This is a genomic window from Nostoc sp. JL34 (genome assembly GCF_017114945.1).
Classification (GTDB): domain Bacteria; phylum Cyanobacteriota; class Cyanobacteriia; order Cyanobacteriales; family Nostocaceae; genus Nostoc.
Genome location: NZ_JABXKQ010000152.1, coordinates 1 through 18118 on the forward strand (window position 1 = coordinate 1; position 18118 = coordinate 18118).

Annotated in this window: 15 protein-coding genes; 11 read left to right on the forward strand and 4 right to left on the reverse strand. The window is 40.9% G+C overall.

All coding sequences use genetic code 11. The annotated features are described in order from the left end of the window. Positions 1-506 precede the first annotated feature (506 nt). Positions 507-1868: a serine hydrolase gene (locus HWQ44_RS27805; RefSeq protein WP_292725212.1), complete on the reverse strand. Its 1362-nt coding sequence runs from the start codon at positions 1866-1868 to the stop codon at positions 507-509. 89 nt (positions 1869-1957) lie between these two features. Here HWQ44_RS27805 and HWQ44_RS27810 point away from each other — a divergent pair, with 89 nt between their 5' ends. From HWQ44_RS27810 to HWQ44_RS27820, 3 genes are all read left to right on the forward strand, one after another. Then, positions 1958-2080: a hypothetical protein gene (locus tag HWQ44_RS27810; protein WP_292725213.1), complete on the forward strand. Its 123-nt coding sequence runs from the start codon at positions 1958-1960 to the stop codon at positions 2078-2080. Between the two features lie 303 nt (positions 2081-2383). Then, positions 2384-2842, forward strand: coding sequence for a hypothetical protein (locus HWQ44_RS27815; protein WP_292725214.1), 459 nt, complete (start codon positions 2384-2386; stop codon positions 2840-2842). 524 nt (positions 2843-3366) lie between these two features. Beyond that, on the forward strand, positions 3367-3999 hold the full coding sequence (locus HWQ44_RS27820) for a DUF1003 domain-containing protein (protein WP_292725215.1): 633 nt from the start codon (positions 3367-3369) through the stop codon (positions 3997-3999). 31 nt (positions 4000-4030) lie between these two features. Here the strand turns inward: HWQ44_RS27820 and crtH are convergent, their stop codons facing one another. Beyond that, the gene (gene crtH, locus HWQ44_RS27825; protein ID WP_292725216.1) at positions 4031-5521 is read right to left on the reverse strand and encodes a carotenoid isomerase; all 1491 of its coding nucleotides are present in this window, start codon (positions 5519-5521) and stop codon (positions 4031-4033) included. A 358-nt stretch (positions 5522-5879) separates the two neighbouring features. On the opposite strand from crtH, the gene upp reads away from it, so the two are divergent. From upp to HWQ44_RS27840, 3 genes are all read left to right on the forward strand, one after another. Beyond that, positions 5880-6530, forward strand: a complete 651-nt coding sequence (upp, locus tag HWQ44_RS27830; RefSeq protein WP_292725217.1) for a uracil phosphoribosyltransferase — start codon at positions 5880-5882, stop codon at positions 6528-6530. A gap of 75 nt (positions 6531-6605) precedes the next feature. Further along, positions 6606-6959, forward strand: a complete 354-nt coding sequence (locus HWQ44_RS27835; RefSeq protein WP_292725263.1) for a hypothetical protein — start codon at positions 6606-6608, stop codon at positions 6957-6959. A 129-nt stretch (positions 6960-7088) separates the two neighbouring features. Next, a complete protein-coding gene (locus tag HWQ44_RS27840; protein ID WP_292725218.1) occupies positions 7089-7367 on the forward strand; it encodes a YggT family protein in 279 nt (92 codons plus the stop codon). Between the two features lie 87 nt (positions 7368-7454). Here HWQ44_RS27840 and HWQ44_RS27845 read toward each other — a convergent pair whose 3' ends face one another. Further along, the gene (locus HWQ44_RS27845; protein WP_292725219.1) at positions 7455-7886 is read right to left on the reverse strand and encodes a biotin carboxylase; all 432 of its coding nucleotides are present in this window, start codon (positions 7884-7886) and stop codon (positions 7455-7457) included. A 140-nt stretch (positions 7887-8026) separates the two neighbouring features. On the opposite strand from HWQ44_RS27845, the gene HWQ44_RS27850 reads away from it, so the two are divergent. Further along, positions 8027-8662: a hypothetical protein gene (locus tag HWQ44_RS27850; protein ID WP_292725220.1), complete on the forward strand. Its 636-nt coding sequence runs from the start codon at positions 8027-8029 to the stop codon at positions 8660-8662. A 78-nt stretch (positions 8663-8740) separates the two neighbouring features. Here HWQ44_RS27850 and HWQ44_RS27855 read toward each other — a convergent pair whose 3' ends face one another. Beyond that, positions 8741-9940: an alpha/beta hydrolase gene (locus HWQ44_RS27855; protein ID WP_292725221.1), complete on the reverse strand. Its 1200-nt coding sequence runs from the start codon at positions 9938-9940 to the stop codon at positions 8741-8743. Positions 9941-10169: 229 nt separating this feature from the next. On the opposite strand from HWQ44_RS27855, the gene HWQ44_RS27860 reads away from it, so the two are divergent. From HWQ44_RS27860 to HWQ44_RS27875, 4 genes are all read left to right on the forward strand, one after another. Beyond that, the gene (locus HWQ44_RS27860) at positions 10170-10286 is read left to right on the forward strand and encodes a hypothetical protein (RefSeq protein ID WP_292725264.1); all 117 of its coding nucleotides are present in this window, start codon (positions 10170-10172) and stop codon (positions 10284-10286) included. Positions 10287-12295: 2009 nt separating this feature from the next. Then, entirely contained in the window at positions 12296-12895 is a 600-nt protein-coding gene (locus HWQ44_RS27865; protein ID WP_292725222.1) for a helix-turn-helix domain-containing protein, read from the forward strand. Between the two features lie 98 nt (positions 12896-12993). After that, positions 12994-16080, forward strand: coding sequence for an ABC transporter transmembrane domain-containing protein (locus HWQ44_RS27870; protein ID WP_292725265.1), 3087 nt, complete (start codon positions 12994-12996; stop codon positions 16078-16080). Between the two features lie 165 nt (positions 16081-16245). Beyond that, a complete protein-coding gene (locus tag HWQ44_RS27875; protein WP_292725223.1) occupies positions 16246-17793 on the forward strand; it encodes an HlyD family efflux transporter periplasmic adaptor subunit in 1548 nt (515 codons plus the stop codon). Positions 17794-18118: the final 325 nt, after the last annotated feature.

Below are 18118 nucleotides of genomic sequence, written 5' to 3' on the forward strand. Positions count from 1 at the left end.
ATCGTTGACAAATGGGTTTTAACCTTAAGTTGACACTAATGGCATCTTGCCCGCCTTCGACTACGGGCGGGCGAGACGCCATTGGTGTCAAGTTAAGCTCAAACTTCCTATGTCAATAAGCATTTAGGCTTAAAAATTCGGTTTTCAAGGGACAAAAAACGAACTTTTTCATGGACTATTAATGCTTTGTTTATTAGCATCACTCCCAGCTTGCGTATAAAAGTCAGAAAAAAGTTCACCTTTATACTTCCTTCCTAACAAAACCTATCGTTGACAAATGGGTTTTAACCTTAAGTTGACACTAATGGCGAGACGCCCACCCCACAATAAATAGTTGTATATTTTTTTATTTGTCAGTCCCTAAAGGAAAATTAAGGTTTTTTAACCCACGGAGGTGGTCACTGAGCTTATCGTACCCCTCCGGGGAAGCAAGCTACGCGCAGCGTCTTGTAGAGAAGTGTGGGTTTTGTTTGTGTAAACGCGGTTTCTAACCGCCAATTACGCTGCTATCTCGTAACACTGTTAGGCGAATTAACCGCAGCAACCGGGTTCTCTTGATTCAGGTAATTGTAAACAAGTTGGGAAACTTGCCGAATAAAGTCTCTCCCTCTGGTGTCCTTATAAGGACGAGTGACGAAGATAGCCGCCAGGTAACGCTTACCATTGGGCATAGTTACAAATCCCGCATCGCCGATGAGAAAGCCGATATCTCCAGTTTTGTTGGCGATAACTGCACCTTTCCCCAAACCAGCGGGAAGCAGTGTGTGAATTGTGGTGTGACGCAAAATATCTAAGGCTTGCTCCCGACTTTGTGGCGAAACTAACTTGTTATTCACAACTAAAGCCAGCACCCGCGCCATATCTTGAGAACTTGTGGTGTTGGTTCCTCTCAAGTCAGCTAAAAGATGGCGAATTACAGTGTCTTTCAGTCCCCAATTACGGAAGCGCTGATTTAGTTTCGCCGCTCCACCTAAGCGATCGATAATCATGTTGGTGGCAGTATTATCACTAATGGTAATCATCTTAGTGATGGTTTCTAAAGCTGTGTACTTCTTCCCAACTCGCTCATATTGCATACTTCCAGAACCATTGGTAACTAAGTCACGCCGCATGGTTAGGTTTTCCTGAAGGGTGACTTTACCAGCATCTAAATCTTGGAAAAAGGCGATGAGTATTGGCAATTTAATCGTACTAGCAGCTGGGAAAACGCGATCGCCTCCAATATCCAAATAATCCCCAGTATCCAAATCCAGAAAAAACATTCCTGTTTTCAGAAAGCTGTAGCGACTCATCAAGGCTTTAATTTGAGGTTCCAGCGCTTTCATCGGTGAATGCATCGGAACTACACCCGCAAAGAGAGTGCTATTATCATTCACTCTTGGAGAAATACTCGGAGTTATTTCTAAATATTGCGGCTGGGTTGCAGTCAATCGTATTGGTTTGGGTAACTGCACAGACCAATGATTGGGGGATTCCTCTTGTAGTTGCACCTGTGCTAAATCAAAGGTGTAACCGGGTGCTAAAGTAACTACCATGCGGGTAGTCTCTGCATTAAACTGCTCAATGCGAATGTCTCTAATTACTGGCCCCACTCTTTGACTAGTCTGTGGATATCCTAATGTAACTCCAGACAAATCAATTACCAGACGAGTCGGGTTGTTAAGTAATTGTACCTTCGGTTGAACATTCTCATCTGTGGTGAAGTCCAGATGATTACGATTGCTATCAAAATGCCAATTTGCGATGGCTACGCCCGCCGCAGGCATCGCACCATTAGCTTTAACAGTGTAGCCAAACAGAATCAAGCTTAAGAAACTGGGTAAAAGCCAGCTAAATTTTACAATGTTTTCTTTGTGTGTGAGTAGCATCAGCGATCGCTTTGTGTGTGAGGAAGATTCTTGAAAAACAAAAACCGCTCACCATTAAAGCACAATTATGCAAAGTTTTGTAAATAGCGGTGAAAAGGCACAGTAATGAACGAACCTATTTTCAGCTTGGCGTAACCTACCGCATCCACGCATCTGTTTGCTTATCGCACCTGATGACTGTTTCTCCGGCGCGATCGCAATGCCACAATTAGTCTCACTGAAGGCTTTTATTGCGAAATCCACAGTAGATATTCGACAGGAATACCACATAAAAAATGAGTGTTATCTTGACATAACATTGACATGATAATGACATATCTAAAAAATATAGAATCAACTATAGTTTTAAAAAGCCACCGTAATTTCTGTTTAGTAACTGCACTGTTCACGAATTTAATTATTACTTAATCAAGTATTAACCAAGCAAGTGCTATTGCAGAATCTTCTGTTGCATAAGATATCTCAAATCAGTCCTGACCTAATTAGGTAACTCAAAAAAATAATGTGAGGTAAAAATGAAAGTTTTTAATATATATAAAATTAGTCTTGTTTCGTTATTGTTAGCTACACCCTTATATGTTTTACCTCTGAGAATACTTGCCCAAACTCCAAATCCCAAACAGCCAGCAGTTATTATTAATAGTGGCTCTACAAATACCTGCAAATATAGAATTAACGTATTGCCATCTGGAAAAGCAACTTACACTGTTTGCAACAAAAAAGGTGTAGGTGAAATAAAAGTGAACACAGCCACGAAGTTTTTTAATGATATTTCCGTAGCTAATTCATTATCAAAATTACCATATAAACCATGTGCGAAACCTGTTTCGTTCGGTACGTCAACTCAAGTCAGGTATCAAGGGCAAAAATCTCAAGATATTAGCTGTCCAAGTAATGATTCAAGAGTGACAAATCTGTATGATGACACTAAAAGTATTCAAGAGGAACTGAACTTTTCAACTTCCAAAAATTAACTGTCTACGTTTGACTTGCAATCTCAATTTAAATACCGTGTAAGAGGATATTTAAAAATTCCTACTAGAGGTATTAAAACTTTCTAAGTAATTCTAAGCTGCTCGATAAATTGGGGAACCTTTATTCTGGTTCCCTTTTTTTATGAGTTTAAGGGAGAATCAATAAGTGCGTAAAATTATAGATTATAGACAAATACTTTTCAAACATCCTCTAAATGTCTGATGTATTTAAATATAAGCTAGGAATATTTATGTTAAATTCAGTTGTTTTTTAATCATTTAGTCAATTATATATGCTTCTGAATTTACTATAACTGCTTCATTATAAGAGTTAAATATTTGGCAATTTATACTAGTCTCACTCCTTTAAAGAATACCGCCTCATCATCATGTAGCACTACTATAACAATCTGCCAAGATATGTCTATAGGTACTTTCATACATTTTTCTACCTACAAGTATAGATAAATAGTTAAAACTTGAGTTATTAAATTAGAGAAATCAGTGCTACAAAAAAACTGTCCATGCTCTCCCAAGATAAACCAAATCCAAAAGATTCACCGCAAGTATCATCTTCAGCACCTTGCCAAACCATTTTGCCCACTGCCCCATTGCCGGAAGCGATTAGTCAAAATATAGAGGCTATCATTGCACTGCACAGGCGTTATGAAAAAGACGTACCTCAACATCAACGGGTTGTAGAAACAGTAACAGCCTTTTTTGGTCGTCCGGTATTTCTGTATAGCATCCTATTAGGAATTATTTTGTGGGTAACACCTAATGTTTTACCACGACGTTTAGGATTATCAAGATTCGATCCCCCGCCATTTTCTTGGCTACAATTTTCACTGACGGCAGGTTCCCTGTTAGTAACAACTGGGGTGTTGATTAAACAAGAGCGTCAGGAAAAATTAGCAGAGCAACGGGCGCAACTTAGCCTTCAGCTTAATCTGCTCTCTGAGCAGAAAATCGCGAAACTTATCGCCTTAGTTGAGGAATTGCGCGAAGATATTCCTAATGTCAAAAATCGCTCTGATCCGCAAGCCCAAATTATGAAAGAAGCTGTTGATCCGCAAGCGATTATAGATGCATTAGAAGAAACTTTAGCATCAGAACTAGCTAATTTTCAGAACAAAAAAACACTAGATCAGCAGTAACTATTCCTTTAATTACTTTGATTAATCCACGTTAAAATCCTAAATCTACGGCAATACGGTGGGCACAAGCAAACCCAGAAAACGCAACTGCATTCAACCCTTGACCCGGAAAGGTACTATCCCCTACACAATAAAGTCCTGAAATAGCTGTGCGATTAAAGGGCATATTCAATAATCCCCACAACTTACGCCGAGGAATTGGCCCATAAGTGCCATCTTCACGACCCAAAAAGCGGCGATGGGTGCGCGGTGTCCCCACTTCTAAATAATCCAATCCGGTATCTAAACCGGGAAAAATCTTCTCTAAGCGGTCAATAATTCGCCAAGCTGCCTCTTCTTTCTTCGCTTCGTACTCACTCACAGAAAGTTCTTGCCAATCATCAATCCAGTGAGGCGTGAAGGCATGAATGATGTGATATCCATTTGGTGCTAAATCTGGGTCAAGCAATGTGGGAATCGAAACAAACACTGTGCCTTCTGCATCTGTCATCTTTTCCCAGTCTTCTAGCAAAATATGGTGACACTCTGTCCCCGCAGGTAAAACTGACTCTTTTACCCCGATGTGCAAACTCAAGAAGCTTGGAGATTTTTGGTAGTTTTGTTGCCACTTTTTCTCATTATCTGGCATTTCTTCAGCTGGTAATAATTGTGCAAATGTATCCCAGCGTGTAGCATTAGAAACTATGCGTTTACCCCGATATACTTTACCATTGGCCAGTTGCACACCTACCGCTTTTCCCTGTTCTGTAAGAATTTTGGTGACTCTAGCTTGGTACTGAATCTGACCTCCAGCCTTTTCTAGACCTTCCACTAGTTTTTGAGCAATTTGTCCGACTCCGCCTTTGGGATAGTTAACTCCGCCATAATGCCTGTCAGAAAAGACCATTCCAGCATTAATCATTGGTGTCATGGCTGATGGAACCACCGACCAGCAATAACATTCCATATCGATAAATTTCAATAATTGCGGGTCTTTGATGTAACGCCGCGCCACATCCCCGGCATTTTGGGGCAGATACTTAGCTAAACCGAGACACGCCAAAGGATGCTGAAAAAATACGCGCAGTAAATACCGAGGTTCTTCCAGCGACAGCAAATCCATACTGTTGAGGCACTTGAAGACTTTTTGACATTCGTCATAAAAGCGACGAATCCCTTGTTCTTCGTGGCGAAAATGAGCAATAAGATTTTGCAAAAATTTTTCATAAACCCGGTCAACCTTCAGGTCTAAACCTTGGGGTAGATGATAGTGAATCTGTACCGGATCTGCGATCGCTTCTTGGCTGACATTTACACTTGATAATGCACGGGTGAGTAAGTTGGTAGTACCGTTCTGTCCCAGTCCAAAAATCATTGATGCGCCAACATCGAATCGATAGCCTTGGCGTTCAAAATAACCAGCGCTACCACCAGGAATCAAATAACGTTCCAGTACCAGCACTTTCGCTCCCTTCGCCGCTAACTGGGTCGCTGTTACTAATCCGCCAATCCCAGACCCAATCACGATCGCATCAATTGTCATTTGTCATTTGTCCTTAGTCATTTGTCCTACCCTGCGGGAAGCCGCAGAAGCGTCTATGTTATTTGTCCCTTGTCTTTTGTCTAGAGTCAATCAATATTTACTAATGACCAATGACCAATGACCAATCAAAAAAAAGAGGGACGAGCCTGCTACTGCTGACTAATCCCGTCTGCCGATCCTTAAAAGAGAGGAGAACACTGTATAACAATATAGCTTTGATTGAGAATTCTTGTCAACTACTAATGAAAAAATTTATCAATAAAATTGATAGCTTTAATTTTTAGCTGTCAGCCGGATGCAGGAAAGAGTATTATGGTGTTTCAGTTCTTATACAATAAAAAGGCGCCTATTTCTGGCTATGACGCTACAATTGCGCGTTTATGTTCCACCCCATCCCCTGATCAAACACTGGCTGGCAGTTGCCCGTGATGCAGGCACACCTTCAGTATTATTTCGCAGTGCCATGACTGAGTTGGGAAGATGGCTGACTTATGAAGCTGCGCGAGACTGGTTGCCGACTCAAGAAACAGTGGTGCAGAGTCCTTTGGATACCTGTCCAGCCACGGTGATTGATCCACAAGTGCCTATGGCAGTAGTGCCGATTCTGCGGGCTGGGCTAGGATTACTAGAGGGAGCGCAGACTTTACTGCCTTTAGCATCGATTTACCACTTGGGCTTGGCACGAGACGAAGAGACACTGCAACCTCATTGTTATCTGAACAAGTTACCAGAAAAATTTGACCCCCAAACACGAGTCTTAATTACCGATCCAATGTTGGCAACAGGAGGGTCGATCATGGCGGCAATGGCAGAATTGACACAACGGGGTGCTGATCCATCCCTGACGCGAATTGTTTGTGTAGTGGCGGCTCCACCAGCTTTGCAAAAATTGAGTGAAGCTTATCCAGGTTTAATAGTTTACACCGCTACTATTGACGAAAAACTGAATAGCAAAGGGTATATTGTACCAGGATTGGGAGATGCAGGCGATCGCATTTTTGGGACTTAAGCTAGTATGCAGCTAGGGCAGGAAAATAGCATAACTACTGTAAAAGTTGCAAGGTTTGTTGAAGGCGGTAAAGATATGAGTCAGCGAGATGGTTTTGGCAGTGGTTTTGTAGCAGGGGCGTTTGTTGGTGGCGTATTTGGCGGTGTCATCGGGGCGCTGATTGCTTCTCGACGCGATCCTCAATTGCTAGCAGAAGAGGAGACAGAACTGACAGATAGCCAAGTCGAAGCTAAGAAAATAGCAGCAAAGCGGCGTCAGATGAAAGCCTCAGAAAGTGAAAGCGTCGGCATAGAAACGGCCCGGCGATCGCTAGAAGATAAAATTGCCCAGCTAAATGCCACAATTGATGAAGTGCGAAAGCAATTGGGAAATGTTAATGGCGGTTCACCCCAAGCAACCAATGACCGCTCCCTCACTAAAGACTCCTGAGGTTTGTTCAGGCGTGGTGAAAGTGTCAAGTGTGGTAAATGTGGAATCCGCAAATACTTTTGACTTTGGACTAAATTAAAATTAAAAGATAAGACCGCGTTTGACACCTAGTAGGAAACAAAGCTATCCATGAGTTTACTGATTACGACACTAGTTACCTTTGTCACCTTTTATAGCTATTTGCTAATTATCCGGGTTTTGTTGACCTGGTTCCCGACAATCAACTGGTATAACCAGCCATTTGCTGCTTTAGCCCAGATAACCGATCCTTATCTGAATCTATTCCGCTCAATTATTCCCCCATTGGGTGGTATGGATTTTTCTCCGATTTTAGCTTTCTTAGCACTCAACTTAGCTGGAGAGTTTCTGAGAACCCTAACTCGTCTGCCATTCGCACAGGGATTTTGATTACTACCCTAATCAAAACTTTTGTAGAGACGCCAAATGTGAAAGCGTCTCTACAATTTTTATTCCGTCTATTTATCGAACATGATATTACCTACGCACTTGACCGCTAAACCCGGCAGCCTTAAACTGCTTTAGCTTTAACGGAGTAGGCTGATTCGCAGCTACAGAAATTCTTAATTCAAAATCGCTAATGCCTGGTGGCACCTCGGTAATAGAACCTAAACGAGTGCGGTTCTGCATTACCGAGTCATTATTGGCATCATAGATGCGTCCAAAAATATCAGCGTCGTAGACTGTTTTATTAGTGCCATTTTCTGCTTTGCCAATGACAATAAAACAATTGGCAGCTGCGCTACCACTACTGAGAACAGCCCCTTGTGCTAATTCTGGTGGACAATCTTTATAAGAGACATCAAATAGTTTAATCTGTGTTAGGGCTACAGCTGGGGGAACAATCACCCACGATAGAAAGCTGATGAGACAGGAAATAAAAACCACCGTGAGTGAGCGCAACTGCATAAAAGACCCCGTGACTTAATTTAGCAAACAATATTTAACTTACAATCTCAGCTTACCTGAATTTAACTACAGGGTGATTGGAGACTTTAATTTAACATTTGTGATAATTAGGGAAATAACCCCTCAATTGCTATTAACTTATGACTCCAGATGAGATTGAAACAGCTATGCTTGCAGCCTTTAATAGTTGTGATGCCGCAAGCTGTCCTCTCACTGACACGCAGAAACAGATATTACTGCAAGTGGTCGAGCAAATTCAGGGAAATTCTACCTCCGGGATCTCAAATATTACTAATCCCTTAGACGAACTTACTCCAGAGGAGTTAGAAGCATTTTTACAGTTTGTTAAGGAGGAAGAACAACGCAACCGCACTTGGAAAGTGCAATTACTCAACGACTGGTTGCTAGAAAATGACTCTGGAACAGTACAATTTATTCGCCAACGCTATGGTTTACAGTGGCTGAATCGTGTTGAGTCATGTCATTTTGATAAGTATTCTTATTTTGAGGATGCACTAAAGTTAAGAATAGGCGATCGCATTGAAGTTTCCAATGCACTATGGGAATGGGTGCAAGAGGATGGGCCTTGTAAGCGGGAATGGTTTCCCTGTATGGTGATTAAGGTCGAGGAAATTAGCAATGTCTACGACGGGCTACGCCTACGCAATGATTCTTCTACTAATTGCGTCGTCCGCTTCTTCAACGGCGCCGAGTATGAAATTCAAGGAATCTACGAATGGAATCGCTATAACTGGCGCTGGCCTCACAAGGAGTGAAGATTGAGAAGGGCTGAGTTTTTAATACTCGTTAATAAGTCTTTATGCTCTGATATCTGCTGTACGTCGATGAAATTATTACTTCAACAACGCCCAAGCCAAAAACCTCTCAGTATAATACAACGCTAATTGATTGCTCACACCGTTGAAAACGGCATCAAAAGCGTGTTCTGCCCAAGGAATTTCTAGAAAAACCGCAGTATTCCCAGAGTTATGTAAACGCTCATACATCTGTCTGCCAAATCGCGCTTCTACCAAATTGTCACGACTACCGTAAATTAATAAAGTTGGCGGTAAAGGGTGCGTCAGGTAATTTATCGGTGAAGCAATTTGATACTGATTAGGTAATTCTTCTAAAGAACCACCGAGAAATGCTTTTAAAACAGCGCGGCTGTGAATGGGATCGGGATTTGGTGGTGTTTTGTATCCTTCAGTTAAATCAACAGGCCCGTAATAGTTCACCACAGCACGGATGGGTGGTGCATCTGTTTGATAAGCCGCTAGCATTGCTAGGTGCGCTCCCGCAGAACGTCCTAAAAGTACCATCCGTTCTGGATCAGCTTCATATTCAGCTGCATGTTTGCGAATGAAATTCAGGGCTGTACGTACATCATCTAACTGAGATGGAAAACGATATTGAGGTGCGTGTCGATAGTCGATCGCAAATACCGTATATCCATGATTAGAAATATATTGATTAAACTCAGAATTGGCATGAGGATTGCCATATTGCCAAGCTCCACCATAAATTACTACCACGGCTGGATATTTCCCTACTTTTGAGGGTTGGTAAACTTCCATTTTTAAAGGCACTCCCGTAGGAGAAGCAAAGATAATATCTTTTTGATAACGGATTTTACCTAATGGAATACCCCGGAAGAAATTAACTAAGTCAAAAGGATGGGTTTGCATCTTAGCCCTTACTTGAACTGGAATTTGCTCTAGATAATTTGCTCCCAATCCTTGTTTCATCGCTTTAGCCATCTGCATTTGAGTTATTGGGATATTCACTAACACCCATCCACAAAGTAGCAATCCAATTAAACTGAAAATACAAGCTAAATGCTGTAATCTCCGGCGACGAATGTAAAACAAAGACAGCAATAAAAAGAGAAAATTTAATAACAATAAGCAAGGACTGACTTCTGGCGCTCCCACTGCTAGCGTGAGTAAAAACATATTTGGAGCAGGAAGAATAATCCAAGAGCTAAGAAATAGACTTGTAAAACTGAGTAATAATACAAGCCATGATAAAAGTATTTTGGGTTTAGCAAACATAGATTAAAATACGGTAACAACGACTCCAAAGAAGTACAATTTATCCGCTAATTATAAGGTTGGCAATAGTTCTATATTTAGAATACTGATGTAGGATAGTCAACAAAAACCAAATAATTGTGATTGAAAACCTTAATATTAAGGGCATGATACAAAACCACTGTCTAGCCAAATCTATTCATTAGGTTGGCTGGGGATATTTTGCACCATGCTTAAATACAAAGCAGAAATGGAAGGAAAGATTTATCAAGAGGTTGATAGATTTTTCCCTAGTTCAAAAACCTGTCATGTGTGTCTTACTCAAGTTGGTAGTTTGCCGCTAGATATTAAGATTCTGGACTTGTGAAAAGTGCCACATAAAGCATGATCCGGACATTAACGGACTACTTATATCTTGCACCAGGCGACTAGAAGTCGCGGCTACACGAGACAAAACCTGCCTCCGCAGGTTGAAAAGCCTTGGTTTTGCGTTAGTTTGCGGAGGCGGACTTCTCTACGAGACGCACTCGCGTTCGTTTGTATAGCCGCGATTTCTAATCGCTAGGGCTAGCTGCAAGATGTGAGACTACGAATTTTGACCTCTGGAACGGGGGATAAAGCTTGTCACCCAGATGTAAGTCATAGTAGTAGAGGACGCAAGAAATCTACTACTACACTTTCTGTTGGACAGGAAGCCTACAATAACTCTCGTTGAGTCAGTGTAGGTAGTTCACCTTACTCCAGTTCACCTGACGGAGGGGCAATTTTTGCTGCTTCATCGCTAGATTGTCAAATGCTTAGATACGCCGCAGCTTGTCGTCGGACATCGCTTGCTTAGAGAACCCCCTGATAGAAGTGTATACGGGGCGATCGCTCCTACATAAAAAAGCGTAGTTTAAAGAAAAAACCTCTGGGAACTCCAGAGGTTTTGGTTCCTGATTTAGTTTCTCCTTGTTACTACACTTTGTCCTCAGTCATTTCCCGATAATGAAGGAAATTATTTGATTTGAGTAGTTACTCGAGTACTTGTGACTAAACGCTAATTACCAGTAAATTCAGAAGATCCCTTAATAAAGCTAAAGTATACTGAATCAAAGGTAGCAAAATATACTTATTTTAATGAATACCAATGAATGATCAACTCAAGCTATGGCAAGCCTACTTGATTTATGAGAATCTAGTTACTCACAAATCATTCAGGATTTCTGTAGAGCTAATTCGTTACAAATACATCTACATATATAGTAATCTGATTTGATTTTTTAAACATACGTAAGTTAGGTAATTGTTTTAAATCACATTTAACTATAGCTAGATTTTTATACTGTAAGTTTAATAAGTATTAGCAATCTTTTGCGCCAACCTAAATTATTTTCATCCTATAGATAGATATCGACATAAGAAATATGGCAGATAGTAATGTATGTAGTTTTCCTACTATGGACAGATGTAAACCTACTATAAATTGATAGAAATACTATCTTTTTAGCTAAAAATAAGTGAGATATTTTAGACATTATTATGATAAGAAAATTTAAATTAGCAATCATTGTTTCAGCAGAAAAGTCAATAACTAAGCTGTTACTTTTTCAAAAAGATAAATTGTCAAATCTTAATAAAGATATTGTCAAGATTTGATGAGATTTTCTTATTTATTGTAAAAACTATTGACTAGATGTAGGATTGTTCTTAAATAAAGAATAGTGGATTAAGGTAAAGATTAAGTAACTGTCACTTTTTGATTGAACTTTTCTTCCAGATAGGTTCAAATTTATTACTATCTGCTGATGATCAGCTAGCTAGTTTGTCGGATAGTCTAAGAACGAGATTTGCACTCATACCTGACCTTGACTATTTTTAGGTTCCATTCACGGAACAAGATTCAATCTCTTGTTGCTAATCAAAACTTAACCTACCTAAATATTAGGAGGTTGATCTACAAACCCATATTGTAGAAGTCAGTAAAATCATCAATATAAGGGCTACCCGAAGGCTCGAAAGTGTTTGCCTATTACCATCAACTAGGGGCAATGGTCTTAACCAATACCATTATTGCACCGGGCTTCAGGAAAGTCTGTCAAATTCTAGTGGCTAGCCAGTTAGTAGTTTACTGGTTTTAAGTATTTTTATTCCAAGTGAATACCATTAACGTCGAATTTTGATTTATTGAAATCTGAGCGAATGCAGTAAATCCCTAAATTATCAGAATACTAGGGGAATAATACCTAGCGTTATTTGCACACCACGTCAATATTGAATCAACCTTCTAGGACTAATTAATTTTGCAGTTGTATATCCTGATATCTCAGGTTTAAAAAACAATTGCGGAAAACACATCTGCCCACATTTTACAGTTGGCGGCAACTGATAATAATTATGTCAGAATACTCCACTCAAGACAAAGCTTTTGAATGCTATGACATGCACGAAAGCAAGTTTTTAACGCCTTTTCAACGGAAGGCACTGTTGAAAAATTTGCAAGCGAATTTACAGCCAGAATATCGGCGGCGGATTGAAATTATGTTACTGGCGGATATGGGTAAATCTCAAAGCCAAATCTGTGAAATCTTAAGTTGTTCTCAGGAAATGGCGCGGTATTGGATTGGTGTGGCAGAGGCAGGTCTGGCGCACAAATGGAATGAGCGCCCAATCGGTAGACCCAAGACTGTTAACGATCAATACATTGAACGTTTGAAAGAATTGGTAAGTAATAGTCCGCGTGAATACGGCTATGCATTTACTTACTGGACAGCCCAATGGTTAAGCAAACATTTAGCAAATGAATTTGGGATTGCAATAACCGATCGCCATGTTAACCGCTTGCTAAAAAAAATGGGACTTTCCACTAAACGCAAAAATCCTTGTCCCCAAGAAACTGACTCAAATAAGGATGCTGGAATTACGATCGGCGACTTGCAATCTAACTCTGAACCGAGTTTGCATTGGTCATTTAATCTAATTCAGACCAATAACTAAATTTATTAGTCATTTCTCATTTGTCATTTTTTCTTGTTCTTGGACTAATGACTAATGACTAATGACCAATGACCAAATACTGTTTTGGAGGTCAGAAAATGCCATCAGCGTTTTCCCAGCAATATTTAGCTGAACAACTCACCCAAACCTTGGGTGAGTCGCTGTCAGAGGGGGAACTTGACAGCTGTCTCAGAGGGCTGGAAATTGTTGAACCATCAGTAGCAAAGCAGTTTTGGCAAGCAAATACAGCCCAGCCAGGAATTTATATTGTCCTGAGTGGTAAAGTCAGACTGCTGGATAGCTCTAATAACTTAATAACTACTCTGTTTTCTGGAGCGTCATTTGGCGAGTTGACTTTATTTCCCAAAGAGGAATTCAGTCCTTATCTTGCTAGAGCCTCGGTAAACTTAAAGCTTTGCTATATCAAGCAAGAGACTTTACACGAGGTCATTTGCACATCGCTGGGCATCCGCGATCGCCTTTTAAGACGTGCAGAAGTTTGGGATTTGCTGCTGTTATGTTGCCATAACTCCTTAATTGGGCGTAATGGCTCTGTTGAGGAGATGTTTAAAGCGCTATCTCTATTTGAGCGGCACAATCTGGAGAGTGGTTCCTTGAGTGCTAACCTTACCAAGGATATCAAGCTTTGGTTATTGCATCGGGGAGAACTGCTGGATTCTAATGGGCGAAGATTGACATCTGGAAACATCTACGTAAATCCAAAACAGGGAAGTTGGGAGGTAGTGCAACCAGCGATCGCTTACAGTTTAAGCAATGCTAATTGGCAATCAGCACTAGAACATTGGCCGCAATTAGCAGAGTTAATAGACTTCCAAGACAGGCTGGGGACAGGGGACAGGGGACTGGGAAAGGTTCTTGACAAAACCCAAAACCCAAAACCCAAAACCCAGTACCCAGTAACCAATACCCAATCTCCAATCTCCAGCGTCGAGCCAAAAGAAAAGCAAAGGAGACAACAAGCGTACTTTCCTAGCCCAAAAGTGAAGGCGGGGCATTGGTTGGGACGCTTGACCAAACGGTATCCGTTCTTTGAACAACAAAGCGCTTCAGACTGTGGGGCATCTTGTCTGGTGATGATCAGTCGCTATTGGGGCAAGCGCTTTAATGTCAACCGGATACGGGATTTAACCAACATTAGCCGTAGTGGGGCATCACTGCGGGGTTTAACAGCAGCAGCAGAAAGTATTGGTTTTGCTACCCGTCCGGTGAAAGCTAGTTTTGATAAATTAGCACAACAACCTTTACCTGCGATCGCGCACTGGGAAGGTAAGCACTACGTTGTCGTCTATGAAGTCAATAAAAAACGTGTGATTATTGGCGACCCTGCTATCGGTCAACGCACTCTTACCCCTAGCGAATTTCAAGCTGGTTGGACTGGTTATGCACTGTTATTACAACCTACAGACCTACTCAGAGAAACCCAGGAAGCGGCTACACCATTTTGGCAGTTTTTTGATTTAGTCAAACCTCATTCGCGAGTACTGCTAGAAGTGTTTATCGCTTCGGTGTTGATTCAGTTGTTTGGATTAATTACACCCCTATTTACTCAGTTGCTGTTAGATAGAGTAATTGTGCAAGGTAGTACCCTGACTTTAAACGCCATTGGTTTAGGGTTGCTAATTTTTGGTTTTTTCCGCGTTACTCTCGGTGGACTGCGGCAATATCTATTAGATCACACAGCAAATCGTCTAGGACTAACACTGATAGTAGGTTTTATTAAACATACCTTTCGTTTACCACTAGCTTTTTTTGAGTCGCGGTACGTTGGCGATATTGTATCTCGCGTCCAAGAAAATCAAAAAATTCAGCGCTTTCTAACTGGAGAAGCACTATCAATTTGTTTGGATTTAATGACAGTGTTTGTCTATGTGGCATTGATGTTTTGGTATAGCTGGCAAATGGCATTGTTCAGTTTAGCGGTCGTGCCGCCTTTTGTGTTCTTAGCACTCATAGCTACACCTTTCTTGCGCCGCATCAGCCGGGAAGTTTTTAGTGCTTCAGCGAAAGAGAACAGTTATCTGATTCAATCCCTCACAGGTATTCGCTCAGTTCGTTCTATGGCAATTGAGCAGACAGTCCGGTGGCATTGGGAAGAACTGCTGAATAATGTTATTAAAAAGACCTTTAGCGGACAGGTAATTAGTAACCAACTTCAAGTTCTCAGTTCTAGTATCGAATCGCTCGTAACCACAGGATTACTTTGGTTTGGTGCATGGCAAGTCATTCAAAACCAATTAACTATTGGACAATTAGTAGCATTCAATATGTTGTTAGGTAATGTCATTCGGCCTTTCCAACGGCTGATTGTATTATGGAATCAACTGCAAGAGGTAATTATTTCTACTGAACGGATCAATGATGTTTTAGAAGCAGAGCCAGAAGAAGATTTAGAACATCAACCCCGCCAGTTCATAAGTATTTTACGTGGTCACATTTTATTTGAAAATGTGACTTTTCGCTATCACCCAGAAAGTGATATTAATGTGTTAGAAAATCTCAGTTTTGAAATAAAACCTGAGCAAACAATAGCGGTTGTGGGGCGTAGCGGTTCTGGCAAAACTACCCTTTCTAAATTGATTTTAGGACTATATCTGCCGACGGATGGCAAAGTGTTGATTGATGGTCAGGATGTGACCAATATTTCCCTGCGATCGCTCCGTTCTCAAATTGGCGTTGTAGACCAAGATACATTTTTGTTTGGCGGTACGATTCGCGAAAACATTAGCATTGCTCATCCCGAAGCCCCCCTAGAAGAAGTTATAGAAGCGGCGAGTTTAGCAGGAGCAGATGAGTTTATTAAGCAAATGCCAATGGGCTACGAAACCCAAATTGGTGAAGGTGGAGGTATGTTATCCGGTGGACAACGCCAACGCCTAGCGATCGCTCGTGCTTTGTTAGGAAATCCCTGCTTCTTAGTATTAGATGAAGCAACCAGTCACTTAGACGCCGAATCTGAGCGAATTATTCAGAACAACCTGAAAAAAATTCTTCAAGGACGCACAAGTTTAATCATTGCTCATCGTCTCTCTACTGTGCGTCATGCTGACTTGATTTTGGTTTTAGATCGGGGAATTTTAGTCGAAAGCGGTACTCACGATCAATTAATCGCCAAAAAAGGTCATTATTTCTATCTCAATCAGCAACAACTAGCGCAAACAGGTTGAATGGGAATTGGGCATGGGGCATGGGAATTGAGAGACAAGGACGATTAAAGACTTGTTCCTCTTTTTTAAAAACTCATTAATGGAGTTCAAAACCTCAATCCCAATGCCCCATGCCTCATGCCCAATGCCCAATGCCCAATGCCCAGTTCCCAATCCCCAATTCTTATGCCAAACCCATCTAATAATTCATCATCCGCCTTCGCCATAGAAAAGCAGACTGAATTTCATCTAGTTGAAGATGCAAGTGCAACTGTTCATCCTCAAACACAAAAAACATCTGAAGTAAACGATTGGTTTTACGGCACTGAGGAACTGCTAGATGCCTTACCAAAAATATGGACGCGCTCCCTGTTGTATTTACTGGTGGGCTTTGCTGCGATCATCTTACCTTGGGCAATGCTTTCTAAAGTTGATGAGACAGGAAGTGCTAGAGGGCGAATGGAACCTGAAGGAGCAACCCAAAAATTGGATAGTCCTGTTACTGGTAGCGTTATTGCTGTCAACGTCAAAGAAGGCACAACTGTAAAAGCAGGACAGGTTTTGGTTGAATTGGAGTCTGATGTGCTACGGACAGATTTGCAGCAGGCGCAGACAAAACTAGAAGGTTTATTAAATCGGCGATCGCAACTGAATCTTCTCAAAAACCAAATTCTCTTGACTATTAATACCCAAGAGCAACAAAATAAATCCCAAGAATTAGAAAAAATTTCCCAAGTTAGTCAGGCGCAGCAAAACTTTGATGCTAAACAGAGCACTTATAACTTACAACGACTGGAAAAACTGGCTCTAGTGGAACAGGCTAGCCAGAATATCAGTTCTACCCAGATTGCTCAGAAGTTAGCGAAGACTCGTTTAAGGCGAGATTTCACAGAAGTTGAGCGTTATCGCCAACTTTTGCAGGTGGGTGCGATTCCCCAAACCAAACTTGTGGAACTAGAAAAAACAGCGGAAGAAAGCCAGCGTTTGCAAGAACAAACAAAATCTGATATTACACAAGCCCAGTTGCGCTTAAAAGAAGAACTGAACCGCTATCAGTCGTTGATGAGTCAAGCCCTCTCAGATATTCAGCTTTTCAAACTTCGTCTGCAAGAGCAACAAAGTAGCTATCGCAGTGTGGTGCAAGCCGGTAGACTGGCGGTGCTAAAAAATCAGGAACAACTTAAAGACTTACAAACACAAATTACCAGCCTGCAATCAGAAATTGCTCAAACCGGAAGCCAGGTGACATCCTTACAGCTACAAATGCAGCAAAGAATAGTGCGATCGCCTATTGATGGCACTATTTTTGAGTTACCTATCCAAAAACCAGGATCTGTAGTAGAACCGGGACAGATGATTGCCCAAATTGCGCCCAACAATACTTCCTTGATTTTAAAGGCGCAGATGCCCAGCCAACAAAGCGGTTTTTTGAAGGTAGGAATGCCAGTTAAAATCAAATTTGATGCTTATCCCTTCCAAGATTATGGGGTAGTCAAAGGGCGTGTTAGCTGGATTTCACCTAACTCGAAAGTTCAGACGACTAATCAAGGTAATATCGAAACCTATGAGTTAGAAATCTTCCTAGATCAACCTTATATCCAAAATGCCAACAGACGTATCCCTCTAACACCAGGTCAAACAGCAACCGCAGAGGTGATTATCCGTCAACGCCGAGTCATGGACTTTATCTTAGATCCGTTTAAGAAGTTGCAAGAAGGTGGTTTGGAGCTTTAGTGATTAGTCAACTTACAACAATTTTTAGCTAATTACACCATTTTAGCCCTACTTAATTATTCGCTAACAACTCCCAAACTTCTTTGAGGATGTTTTAAAAGTACTTTTGTCGCTAGTAAAATATTCTAGATGCCCTGAAAATTCCCAAATTTTCGGGGGATTTTGATTCTGACTCACTCTTTAAAAAGTGGAGATTTTAAAGTACCTAAAATTGCATTAAAATACTTTCTTTAAAAATATCCTTTTGTATAAGTTAGTTGTCTGAGCCTTGTGGTTTAGTTTTTATAAAGCATTCCCATATTTTATTAATATAAATTTTGTATTT